This is a genomic window from Hoskinsella mucinilytica, from assembly GCF_045223415.1.
GTDB lineage: Bacteria > Bacillota_I > Bacilli_A > Erysipelotrichales > Erysipelotrichaceae > Hoskinsella > Hoskinsella mucinilytica.
In genome coordinates this window covers 1-12,335 of the sequence record NZ_JBEQZJ010000029.1, presented here as the reverse complement: position 1 = coordinate 12,335, position 12,335 = coordinate 1, and the positions used below count along the sequence as shown (strand labels likewise).

13 protein-coding genes are annotated in these 12,335 nt (G+C 36.7%); 2 read left to right on the top strand and 11 right to left on the bottom strand.

Annotation, left to right across the window (positions count from 1 at the left end; all coding sequences use genetic code 11):
- Positions 1-149: 149 nt before the first annotated feature.
- From feoB (UGRO018_RS11455) to UGRO018_RS11425, 7 genes are all read right to left on the bottom strand, one after another.
- The gene (feoB, locus tag UGRO018_RS11455; RefSeq protein ID WP_416326622.1) at positions 150-2,255 is read right to left on the bottom strand and encodes a ferrous iron transport protein B; all 2,106 of its coding nucleotides are present in this window, start codon (positions 2,253-2,255) and stop codon (positions 150-152) included.
- Between the two features lies 1 nt (position 2,256).
- Positions 2,257-2,481 (bottom strand): FeoA family protein, encoded by a 225-nt coding sequence (locus tag UGRO018_RS11450; RefSeq protein WP_416326621.1) that lies wholly within the window; start codon positions 2,479-2,481, stop codon positions 2,257-2,259.
- Between the two features lie 96 nt (positions 2,482-2,577).
- Positions 2,578-3,606, bottom strand: a complete 1,029-nt coding sequence (locus UGRO018_RS11445; RefSeq protein WP_416326620.1) for a GGDEF domain-containing protein — start codon at positions 3,604-3,606, stop codon at positions 2,578-2,580.
- Positions 3,607-3,712: 106 nt separating this feature from the next.
- Positions 3,713-4,837 carry an aldo/keto reductase gene (locus tag UGRO018_RS11440; RefSeq protein ID WP_463667562.1) on the bottom strand — a complete coding sequence of 375 codons (1,125 nt, stop codon included), beginning with the start codon at positions 4,835-4,837 and terminating at the stop codon, positions 3,713-3,715.
- 54 nt (positions 4,838-4,891) lie between these two features.
- Entirely contained in the window at positions 4,892-5,824 is a 933-nt protein-coding gene (gene metA, locus UGRO018_RS11435; protein WP_416326618.1) for a homoserine O-acetyltransferase MetA, read from the bottom strand.
- Positions 5,825-5,836: 12 nt separating this feature from the next.
- On the bottom strand, positions 5,837-7,102 hold the full coding sequence (locus UGRO018_RS11430; RefSeq protein ID WP_416326617.1) for an O-acetylhomoserine aminocarboxypropyltransferase/cysteine synthase family protein: 1,266 nt from the start codon (positions 7,100-7,102) through the stop codon (positions 5,837-5,839).
- A 61-nt stretch (positions 7,103-7,163) separates the two neighbouring features.
- Positions 7,164-8,126, bottom strand: a complete 963-nt coding sequence (locus UGRO018_RS11425) for a Gfo/Idh/MocA family protein (RefSeq protein WP_416326616.1) — start codon at positions 8,124-8,126, stop codon at positions 7,164-7,166.
- 153 nt (positions 8,127-8,279) lie between these two features.
- On the opposite strand from UGRO018_RS11425, the gene UGRO018_RS11420 reads away from it, so the two are divergent.
- Positions 8,280-8,957 carry a TIGR00266 family protein gene (locus UGRO018_RS11420; protein ID WP_416326615.1) on the top strand — a complete coding sequence of 226 codons (678 nt, stop codon included), beginning with the start codon at positions 8,280-8,282 and terminating at the stop codon, positions 8,955-8,957.
- A 39-nt stretch (positions 8,958-8,996) separates the two neighbouring features.
- Here UGRO018_RS11420 and UGRO018_RS11415 read toward each other — a convergent pair whose 3' ends face one another.
- The 4 genes from UGRO018_RS11415 to UGRO018_RS11400 are packed head-to-tail and all read right to left on the bottom strand — an operon-like array spanning position 8,997 to position 11,823.
- Positions 8,997-9,164 carry a FeoB-associated Cys-rich membrane protein gene (locus UGRO018_RS11415; protein WP_416326614.1) on the bottom strand — a complete coding sequence of 56 codons (168 nt, stop codon included), beginning with the start codon at positions 9,162-9,164 and terminating at the stop codon, positions 8,997-8,999.
- An 18-nt stretch (positions 9,165-9,182) separates the two neighbouring features.
- Positions 9,183-11,330, bottom strand: a complete 2,148-nt coding sequence (gene feoB / locus UGRO018_RS11410) for a ferrous iron transport protein B (RefSeq protein WP_416326613.1) — start codon at positions 11,328-11,330, stop codon at positions 9,183-9,185.
- Positions 11,331-11,373: 43 nt separating this feature from the next.
- Complete coding sequence (locus UGRO018_RS11405; RefSeq protein WP_463667561.1) at positions 11,374-11,595, bottom strand: FeoA family protein; 222 nt, start codon at positions 11,593-11,595, stop codon at positions 11,374-11,376.
- Positions 11,596-11,610: 15 nt separating this feature from the next.
- Positions 11,611-11,823: a FeoA family protein gene (locus tag UGRO018_RS11400; protein WP_416326612.1), complete on the bottom strand. Its 213-nt coding sequence runs from the start codon at positions 11,821-11,823 to the stop codon at positions 11,611-11,613.
- Between the two features lie 269 nt (positions 11,824-12,092).
- Between UGRO018_RS11400 and UGRO018_RS11395 the strand changes: the two genes are divergently transcribed.
- Positions 12,093-12,335, top strand: a 243-nt coding sequence (locus tag UGRO018_RS11395) for a multidrug transporter (protein ID WP_416326611.1), incomplete at its 3' end; no start/stop codon positions are given.

The window sequence follows — 12,335 nt, the reverse complement described above, 5'->3', positions numbered from 1 at the left end:
ATTCTTTTCTATGAATCACATTTCTATTTTGCATGATAAAAATCAGAAATGAATGCTAAAATATGTATCATTATACTAGAATTTGATCAGCGTTTCAATTTATATCATTTGCACTCAGAAAAAAGGCTATCGTTTTCACGATAACCTAATCACAGAAAGAATTGTGCTATGAAATGAACACTCATACAAAGTATGACACCCAAGACTGTCGGAATCAAGAAGGATAGCATTGTCCATTTGAAACTTTTTGTTTCTTTTTTGATCGTCAATAACGTAGTAGCACATGGAAAGTGTACAAGACAAAATAGCATAGTACATATCGCCGTTACCCAAGTCCAACCGTTGTCTATAAAGAGTGTTTTCAAAACACTTAAATCACTGATATCATTCATGGAGCCACTGGCCATATAAGCCATGATCATGATCGGAACAACGATCTCATTTGCCGGAAAGCCAAGTAAGAAAGCCAATAAAATGACACCATCCAATCCCATCAGTCTTGCGAATGGATCTAGAAAATTTGAAATCATTGCAAGCAACGTTACATCCTGTATCGTAACATTTGCCAATAACCATATGATCGCCCCTGCAGGAATTGCAACTGAAATCGCACGTCCGAGTACAAATAAGGTTCGATCAAAAATAGAACGGACAATCACTTTTCCAAACTGTGGCCTACGATACGGTGGCAGTTCTAAGGTAAAACTGCTTGGTATTCCTTTTAATAGTGTCTTGCTTAACATCTTGGATACCAAAAACGTAAGCATGATACCAAACAAGATAACACCGGTAAGCAGAAGTGTAGATAATACCCCATCCCAAGGAGCAAGCCATGCACCGGCAAAAAACATAGTGATGAGTGCGATCAGCGTGGGAAATCTTCCATTACAAGGGATGAAAACATTTGTGATGATAGCAATTAAACGCTCTCTTTGCGAGTCTATGATCCTTGCTCCGCTGACTCCTACCGCATTACATCCAAAGCCCATACAGATGGTCAAAGCTTGTTTTCCACACGTACATGCTTTTTGAAAAAAGCCATCTAAATTAAACGCAATTCTTGGTAGATATCCATAATCTTCTAATATCGTGAACAATGGAAAGAAAATTGCCATAGGTGGTAACATTACACTAATGACCCAACCTGCAGTTTTGACCATGCCATCTATCACAAAGTTTTCTAAGACAACATGAACTCCCCACGATTGAAACAGCTGATGTAGCCAAGCTTCAAATGAGGTAAACTGGGCACTTAAAAACTCACTTGGTACATTTGCGCCAGATATCGTAATCCAGAATATCACTGATAGCAATACGATCATCCATAAAAAGCCCCATCGTTTATCTGTAAACATACGATCTAGCTTTTCATCTTTTTGTAAATAAGCAGCATTATGGAAGATCATACTTTCTTCACTGATTTCCTTTGCCTTTTGATGCAACGCTTCTACGATGTGATCTTCAAAGGATGTATAGATTCCTTTTTCTGTTAATCGTTTTATTTGTTCAATTACCATAGCTTTACAGCTTTCCTTATTTTCTATCTGTCCATAAAATCGTGTTTTCTCTTTGTTTGGTTCTAAAAGCTTTAATGCCAAAAAGCGTTTATTTTCTGCTTTTGTAATCATCACATCACTAATTGCAGTCAGACTGTCTTCGATTTCTTGATCATATCGAAAGACGATACGTTGTTGGGTTTGCTGACGAGCAGTGATTTCTACTGCTTTTTTCAAGTCCTCGAAGCCTTCCTCACTTCTCGCACTCATGGCTACAACTTCAATACCCAATCGTTTTTTCAATGTTTTGATGTCGATTTCAATGTGTTTTTTTCTTGCTTCATCCATTAAGTTGACAACCATGATCACATGAGGCGTAATCTCCATCGTTTGTAATACTAAATTTAGATTTCGCTGCAAGCATGTCGCATCACAAATCACCATACATATATCGCACTTTTCAAAACAGATATAATCTCTTGTGACTTCCTCTTCACTGGAATGAGCCAATAAGGAATAAGTCCCTGGTAAATCTATCAGATGATGTGTCATATCATGATGCACATAGCTTCCTTTCGCAAGCTCTACCGTTTTTCCCGGCCAATTTCCTGTATGCTGATGCATTCCTGTCAATGCATTGAATACGGTACTTTTACCAACATTAGGATTACCTACCAAAGCAATCGTATAGCCTTCCTTTTCTTTTTGATAAGATGCATTGATTTCATCATTTACTTCCATCATTTTTTCGAACAGCATGTCACTCCTCCTTTATGACTTGAATATACCTACTTTCTGAATTTCTGATACCTATCTTGCAACCCTTGATCAAATAAGCTCGCATCCCTTTGCTGGGACTGTTTAATACCGGCGTTACACTAGCCCCTTTGACAAAGCCTAAATCAAGCAATCTTCGTTTCATTTCACAATCTTCTATATAGGACACAACAACGGTTTCTTTCAGTTTGCATTCCTGTAATGTCATAGATATTCACTCCCTAGTATCAGTCTATCCACAGGGTAAAAAACGGGTAAGGCAAATACCTAAAAACGCACAAAAAGAAAAGGACATCTGTCCTTTTTACAACTGGAGCTGATTCTTTCCGCTCCTTTTTCCTTTATACATTTTCTGATCAGCGCAATAGATTGCTGATTCTAAATCATTTTCGATTTTGCTAATACCAAAGGTCATTGTCACATGAATCTCTTCCTCTTCATAATGAAAGTGATATGTTTCGATACTTTTTCTAATGGATTCGATCTGATAAGATACATCTACCTCATCTTCCTCTTCAAATAAGAAAACAAATTCTTCTCCTCCCCAGCGAATGATGGCTGTTTTTTGAAAAAGTTGTTCCTTTATGATCGTGGCAATCTGAAGCAAGATCGCATCTCCACACATATGACCAAAACGATCATTGATATTTTTAAAATCATCCACATCTCCTAATGCTATAAACTTAGGATGTATGGACCCATCCTCTAAGCTATGATACATGCGATGTCTTGTCCAACATCCAGTCAATTGATCATAATAAGCAATTGCCTGTAAATCTTCATTTTCCTTGCATAATTGTTCTTCTCTCATATGAGAATTGATATTCGTAATAAAAGCTCCGTATAATATGATTGCAAAACTTGCCAAAGCATTCAACAAGTAAAACCAACGCAACATCGTTTCTTCTAATTGTGGCTCTGGTAAAGGCATCAGATCCGTGATTTGTTTAAAGACAATAAACACCAACACTTCACATAAACTTATAAAGTAAGTGATCCAAGGGTGATCAAAAGGACAAAAATATACAAGCGATGCCATTGCAATCAAAAGCATTGAAAATCCCGAATCCCATCCTAGAATCAACACAGATACCACAACAAAAATGGTGACCTCTAAATGGATGGTTGATACAATCAATTTAAAAAATTGCTTTTTTGCGAATTGCAACATAATGATGTAAAATATCATACTTCCTATATTATATACGCCTAAAAAAGGTTGCGAAATCATAAAGCACAACATGGCATAGCCACTATGTGCTAGTATCGCTAATAATATGATTTTTCGATAAACATCATATAGATAGGTGTGATGACTTTTCTTAAGTTCCATGATGCATATCCCCCTTTGTTTTATTATACCATCATATTTCTTTTCTTGAAATACGAAAAATAAGTTCCTTCTTCAATTTTGAAAAGAAAAGAGCATTTCTGCTCTTTCATAGATTCCCTAATTCTTCATGTACCTTTTTCAAATCTTCTCTAATTGCGATATGTTGAGGACAAAGTGTTTCACAACGCCCACATTCTTTACAATTTTGTGCCATTTCCTCTTCCTTCATCGATGCCTTTTTTTGTTTGATAGATACTGGATTACCATATCTTGCGTATTCATTCCATAGCTTGAAGTTTCCCGGAATATTGACTCCAAAAGGACAAGGCATACAATATTGACAAGCGGTACAACCATTTCTTGTTCTAGATAAAATCTTCTCTGCGACAGTTTCCACTATCATTTCTTCTTTTTCAGTCAATGGTTTAAAAGAAGCAAACGTATGAAGATTATCTTCCACCTGCTCCATGGTAGACATTCCACTTAAAATAACCTTAACGTTATCATGACTTCCTACCCAACGAAGTGCCCAAGACGAAACGCTGGCATTTGGGTCTACCTGTTTAAAATCTAAAGCGATATCCTTAGGCAAAAATGCAAGATTGCCTCCCTTAATCGGTTCCATCACAACCATTGGCACGCCTTTTTCTTTACATAAAGCATAACCTCGATCTCCAGCTTGAATATTACGATCAATATAATTATATTGAATCTGACAGAAATCCCAATCACGATAACGAATCATACTTTCAAACACTTCATATTCATCATGGAAGGAAAAACCAAGATTTTTGATTCTACCAGCTTTTTGCTGTTCTTCCAAATAATCTATGATATGTTGCTCTTTCACGATATCAAAGCGTTCCTTACTCATTGCATGTAATAAATAAAAATCAAAATATTCCGTATCCAGACGTTGTAATTGATTTTCAAACATTTCCTTTGCTTCCTGTAAGGTCTTGATCTTAAACATAGGAAGCTTGGTTGCTAAATAAAAAGAACTTCGTTCATATTGTTTCAAGACTCTTCCTAAAAACGGTTCACTTTCTCCATTATGATAAGGAAAGGCGGTATCGATATAATTCACACCTTGTTTCATTGCCAAAGCAATCATTTTTTCCGCTTCTTCCTCATCGATACTACCATCCTGCTTCATAGGAAACCGCATACATCCAAAACCTAACAAGGATACTCGTTCTCCATGTTTCATCTCTCTATATTCCACTCTCATCACCTCTGAATTCTATTATAGCAAGAAAATGCAGGAGTTGTCCTGCATTCCTGCTTATTTTTCTTGAAATATGTCCTCTATCTCATTTAAATCAAATGGTGTCATTTGATATACATAATTCAACCAATTTCGATACAAGAGGTTTGCATGGCTTCTCCATGAAAACACCGGTCCATTGGCTGGATCATCCTCAGGAAAATAATTATAAGGGATTTGAATTGGTTTTCCCTGTTCTAAATCACGAAAATATTCCTGTGATAATGTTTCTTTTCCATATTCCAAATGTCCCAATATAAAGATTTGATGAAAATCTTTCGTCGCTATGATGTTACTTCCTGTTGCTTTGGATCTACTTAAGATCTCCAACGTTTCTATTTTAGAAAGCGCCTCTTCATCAATTGCAGTATGACGAGAATGCGGTGTCAAATGAATTTCATCAAATCCATTGGTCAAAAAGTTATATTCATCACATAGTCTTTGTGGAAAGATACCAAACACCTTATGATCTAACAATTTTTTTGCAATACCATAATGATAATACAAACCCGCTTGCGCTCCCCAACAAATATGAATGGTAGAGAATACGTGTGTCTTGCTCCACTCCATGATTTCACAAAGTTCATTCCAATAATCTACATCCTCGAATGGTAAATGTTCTACCGGCGCACCGGTGATGATCAAACCATCATAATTATGTTGCTTGATTTCATCAAATGTATCATAAAATTTCACTAAATGATCTACACTCGTATTTTTTGACACATGTCCCTTCACCATCATAAAATCAATATCAACCTGAAGGGGTGATTTACTGATCAAACGAAGGATCTGTGTTTCTGTTTCGATTTTTTTTGGCATTAAATTTAAAATCACAACTCTTAGGGGACGAATATCCTGTTTTTGTGCAATTTCCTCTTCCAGTGCAAATATTTTCTCACTCTCTAGAATCGTTTTTGCAGGAAGTCCATTCGGTATATTAATCGGCATGATATTGCCTTTCTAAATTGCCGCAAATGCCTGTTTCAAATCATCCAGGATATCTTCTACATTTTCAATTCCACAGGATAAGCGAATCAGACCTGGAGTAATACCGCAATTTACCAACTGTTCATCTGTTAATTGGCGATGAGTAGAGCTAGCTGGATGCAATACACAAGTACGAATATCCGCAACATGTACCTCTAAAGAAACTAGCTTTAAATGATCGATGAAGCTTGCGGCACGCTCTCTTCCTCCTTTGATGGAAAAACTGATGACACCACAACATCCATCAGGAAGATATTTTTCAGCCAATGCATGATATTTATCATCCTTTAAGCCCGGATAATTGATAAACTCTACATCCGGTTGATCTTTTAAGAACTCTGCGATGCTTAATGCATTGGCACAATGCTGTTTCATACGTACTGCTAAGGTTTCCAAACCAATATTCAACAAGAATGCAGAATGAGCAGCAGGATAACACCCCAAATCTCTCATAAGCTGTACTCTTGCTTTTGTGATATAAGCAGCATTACCGAAAGTATCCGTATAAACGATGCCATGATAAGAAGCATCCGGTGTACTTAAGCCCAGGAATTTACCATTTGCCCAATTAAAGTTACCACTATCAACGATGACACCACCAACCTGTAACGCATGTCCATCCATATATTTTGTCGTAGAATGAATGACGATATCCGCACCCCACTCAAATGGACGACATAGGATCGGTGTCGCAAACGTATTATCGATCAACAATGGAATATCATGTGCATGTGCGATTTGCGCAAACTTTTCAATATCTAATACATTCATTGCCGGATTTGCCATGATTTCTCCAAAAACAGCTTTCGTATTTGGTCGAATTGCCGCTTCGATTTCTTCCTTAGAAGCATCAGGATCGACAAAAGTAACCTCTATCCCAAATTTTTCAAACGTGATTGCGAATAGATTCACAGTTCCACCATAAATAGTAGAAGAAGATACGACATGATCTCCGCTTTCCAAAAGATTCATTAACGCAATAAAACTTGCACTTTGTCCACTTGTTGTACATAACGCACCAACACCGCCTTCTAAAGCGGCAATCTTCTTTTCTACGGCATCCACTGTAGGATTAGATATACGTGAATACATATGTCCCTCTGCTGTTAAATCAAATAACTGCCCGACGAATTCTGTTGAATCATATTTATAGGTCGTACTTTGATAGATTGGTAAGACTCTTGGTTCTCCATTCTTTGGTTCATATCCTGCATGTAAACACTTTGTCTCTGTTTTCATAAAATTTCATCCTCCGTTTTCATAGTGATTTTATTTTACACTTTTTTCCTTCATAATTCAATCAGACCAGGTGACTTTCTTCCAATACCATCAAAATCTGATCACTCTGTTCATATCCCAAAATCGGGCTTTGTATGAGACCCTTTTGAATACAAGAAATCGCATGTTCTATTTCTCCTGTAAAATCACTTTGCATGGATACCGTTATTTTCTTGTTTACATCACCTTGTATCAACACTGCTTCCTTACTTTTCCAAAAATTTTCGCACACGATCCTTCCCTTTTCACCATACAAATATCCTTTATTTTCTATCGCTGTCTTCCAACTACTTCTTACAAGTGCCATGACATTATTCTCATATCTAAGCATCCCTTGTGCCTGTACACAATACCCTTCTTTGGCATGTTCTAACATAAGCTTGATTTCAGAAAGATTTTGACCTGCGAAAAAATTAGCGTAACATATCGCATAAACACCGATATCATAAAAACATCCACCATCCTCTTCACGAAAACACCAAGAAGCTATTCCAGAATGTTCAATATCTAAGCGACTACAATATCCTGCTTCTATATATTGTAATTTACCTATGACCCCATCCATCACCATCTGTTTGATTTTTTGATTCAGAGGAGTAAATAAGGTTTTATGTGCTTCCATGAGGAAACACCCTTGTTCTTTCGCATAGGAAAAACATTCCTTTAAATCTTTTCGATTCGCTACCATCGGTTTTTCACAAATCACATGCTTATGATAACTTAAGCATAATAAGATATGTTGTTTATGTAAAGGATTGGGTGTACATATATAAATAAGATCAACCAAAGGATCCTGACATAATGCTTCATAACTTCCATAACATACATCACATTGATATCGCTCTTTGACCTCTTTCGCTTTATTGAAATCTCTTGATGCTACTGCATACAATGTCGCATGTTCTGCATATTGTATCCCTTCTATGACTCTTTTAGATATCTTTCCTAATCCGATTACAGCAACTCTCAAAGTTTTCATCACCATGCTTAACCTCCTATGAACCATACAAGAAACTTACAGATACGATAGATTTATCTGATCCTATTGGTTCCATATGTTAAGTGTATTTCTTTTTTTCTTGAAATACAATTGTTTTCTTCCTATTATTTTGTATAATGAAGGTAAGGAGGCGATCATATGAGATATGAAATCGTTGGCGGGCAATTACCCGTTGTAGTTTGTAAAGTAGATAAGGGAGAAAAGATTTATACTGAATCCGGAGGAATGTGCTGGATGGATGATGGGTTTGATATGGACAGCAATACCCGAGGCGGTTTATTAAAAGGGTTAGGTCGTGCTATGAGTGGTGAATCCATTTTTATGACAACCTATATGAGCGATCATGATGATGCAGAAATTGCATTCGGCTCTAGTTTTCCAGGTAAGATCGTTCCTCTAACCTTACGTGATGGAGAAACCAAGATCATTCAAAAAACAGCCTTTCTTGCTGCAGAAGACAGTGTGAAACTAGAATTACATTTTCGTAAAAAACTAGGCACAGGATTTTTTGGTGGAGAAGGATTTATCTTACAGAAAATGACCGGTCCAGGAACTGCCTTTTTGGAAATCGATGGTGATGTTGTTGAAAAAGAACTTGCGCCAGGAGAAATGATCAAAGTCGATCAAGGATATATTGCAGCATTTGAAGAAAGCGTAACTTTCGATATCACTACTGTAAAAGGTCTAAAAAACAAATTTTTAAGTGGAGAAGGATTTTTCTTAGCAACTTTAAAAGGCCCTGGTAAAGTTTGGTTACAAACAATGCCATTCTCTGTTTTGGCTGATCGCATCATTGATGTTGTTCCACACAAATAAAAGCATGGAATAGATGATCACTCATCCTCCATGCTTTTCTTATCCTATATGATCGGTTTTATAACTCTGATATAGATTTGTATGGGAACAATTACCTCCACAGCCTTCACAGCCGCATCCACATCCTTGCTTATGCTTTTTTCTGATAGATGAAATAGCCAAAGCCGCACATAAGATCAAAATCATTAAAATCACAATGGTTGCCATCACATTTCCACCTTTCTTTTATGCTTGATTCATAGCTCGCATAGAATTTTTGAACGCTCTTTTTTCAGACGTAGGACGAAATAACAAATATAAATATATTACCAAGATAAATAAAGCAATCACAGTACCTACCCCAAAACTTCCATAAGCAATCCAACTACCTATTTGATATACCATCAACGTAATGGTATAAGCAAAGACCGTTTGAAAGCCAATTGTGAACCATGTCCATTTCTTTGAATTCATCTCTTTCGCAACCGTACTTATTGCCGCAAGACATGGAGAGTCTAACAAATTAAATAATAAGAATGAGAAAGCTGCCATACCTGTCGGAAACATCGTCATGACCGCTGACCATAATCCCGGATCTGTTTCTCCTGCTTCTCCAAGACCCAGCACAACACCAATGGTTGAGACAATACCTTCTTTCGCAACAAATCCTGATAATGATGCTGCAACCGCTTGCCAGTTACCGAATCCAAGTGGCGCAAAGATCGGAGCAATGAAACCACCAATGGTTGCCAACAGACTGGATTCTTCTCCTACCAATCCAAAACTTCCGTTTTCAAAACCGAAACTGCCTAAAAACCACATTACGGCACAACACAAGAACAAAATCGTTCCCGCTTTTTTGATAAAACTTAAAATACGTTCCCATACATGAAGCAAAACACCCTTAACACTTGGAAAATGATATGCAGGAAGTTCCATCACAAACGGAGATGGATCACCAGCAAACATTGCTGTTTTTTTCAAAATGATTGCTGATAATACTACAGCTGCAATACCAATGAAATACATCATCGGAGTCATCCACCAACTTCCTCCCATCAAAGCACCTGCAATCAACGCAATGACAGGAAGCTTAGCACCACATGGAATAAAGGTGGTAGTCATGATCGTCATACGACGGTCTAAATCGTTTTCTATTGTTTTCGTCGCCATGATTCCCGGTACTCCGCAACCTGAAGAAATCATCAAAGGAATAAAGCTTTTTCCTGATAATCCAAAACGACGAAATGCACGATCCATGATAAATGCCACACGTGCCATATATCCACAATCTTCTAATATTGATAAAAACAAGAATAAAATGGCCATTTGAGGAATAAACCCAAGAGGTGCACCTAAGCCACCGATAATGCCATCTACAACCAGAGAATTGACCCATTCGTCAACACCGATTCCTACAAGGAAATTCCCTACAGCCGGTTGAATCATTTCTGCGACTAAAGAATCATTTACCCAATCCGTTATAATGGTTCCAATGGTAGAGACCGAGATATAATATACAAAGATCATGATCAACGCAAATATAGGCAATGCTAACCAGCGATTTGTCACGATCTGATCGATTTTATCAGAAACGCTTAGCCCGATATGAGCTTTTTTATAATTACGTTTTAAAATACCAGTAATATATTCGTAACGTGCATTGGTCACAATACTTTCCGCATCATCATCCAATCGATCTTCCAATTGTTTGCGAATCTGATCAATTTCTTGTAGCTTTGCTTTGTTTAACGTTGTTTGCTTCATAAGTTTCTCATCTTGTTCTAAATATTTGATCGCATACCAATGCAGATTTGACGCATCATGATCTTTCACAATAATTTTTTCTATTGCCTTTATTGCCCCAGCCAAAGGTTCTTCAAATATAGCCGGATCTTTCTGCTGTTTTTGCTTTGTCGCCTTCATAGCTTCTTCAATCAACTGAGTTAACCCTTGATTTTTCAAAGCAGATACTTCGACAATCACACAACCTAGTTCTTTGCTCAATTTTGCGATATCGATATGGTCACCTCGATCCTTAACCAAATCCATCATATTCAATGCCACAACCACAGGTATTCCTAATTCTAAAAGTTGTGTTGTTAAATATAAATTACGCTCCAAATTGGTCGCATCAATGATATTGATCATAGCATCCGGCTTTTCTTCAATTAAATAATTTCTTGCGACCACCTCATCCAAAGAATATGGTGATAAAGAGTAAATCCCAGGTAAATCTACAATAATGATATCCTTTTGCTCTTTCAATTTTCCTTCTTTTTTCTCAACCGTTACCCCTGGCCAATTCCCCACATATTGATTACTACCTGTAAACGTATTAAACATGGTTGTTTTACCGCAGTTTGGATTACCTGCCAATGCAATTCTTTTCATACTCATCCTCCTCGTTATATTAATTGAAGCTTTGTTTCATTTTTTACTCAACTTCAATGGTTGCTGCATCTGCTTTTCGTATAGATAGCTCATATCCACGAACCGTTAATTCGATAGGATCGCCCAAAGGTGCCACCTTTTTAACAAATAATTCTGTATGCTTTGTAAGTCCCATATCCATAAGTTTCTTTTTCATAGCACCCGTTGCCATCATTTTCTTAATTACTACACTTTTACCTGGTTTGATTTCATTTAACGTCATCATTCTATCCTTCTTTCTTTATTTCACAATAATACGATTCGATAAGGCTTTATCTAATGCAATTCTTGTATTCTTTACATTGACGATCACATTTCCTTGTAATTCGTTGATCATGCAAACACTCGTACCCTCTACAAATCCTAAATCAGCTAAATGATTCCGTACATCATCTCTTCCTGTCACTTTATGAATCAAGACCTGCTCACCTTTCGGTGCCATCGTTAATGTCATTTGAACGCCTCCTGTTGTTAGATTAATCTAACTTACGACAATATATTAGCATAAGCTAACTTTTGTGTCAACCATAATTTTCCAACGCCGTTCTTCGTTTATCAATGAGATGAAAACTCAATCTTAAGATATTGAGATATCATTCCTCATAAACTAAATGAAAAAAAATTGTTTATATGATATCATAATCCCAAGGAAAGTATATCTTAAGAGTTGATAGAAAAAGAGCATACACTTAGCTGATAACTATGTGGGTTAGGAGAAAAAATATGTATGATGTGAATGAAAAAGATTGGAAAATACTAAGAAAAAAAGTGCCCGTATGGCAGGAAAATTACATGGAGAAATTAAATAAGGAATATATCGAAATACTACAAAGAGAACACCCTGCTTCACAAAATTTTTGGGATTTAGAAAAAAGGATCTATAAAGATAAAAAAAGTATTGGGGTAATTATTGATATGCGAAGATCTAGAATGATAGAAAACATTTTAGAATTTTTGTATGATAAA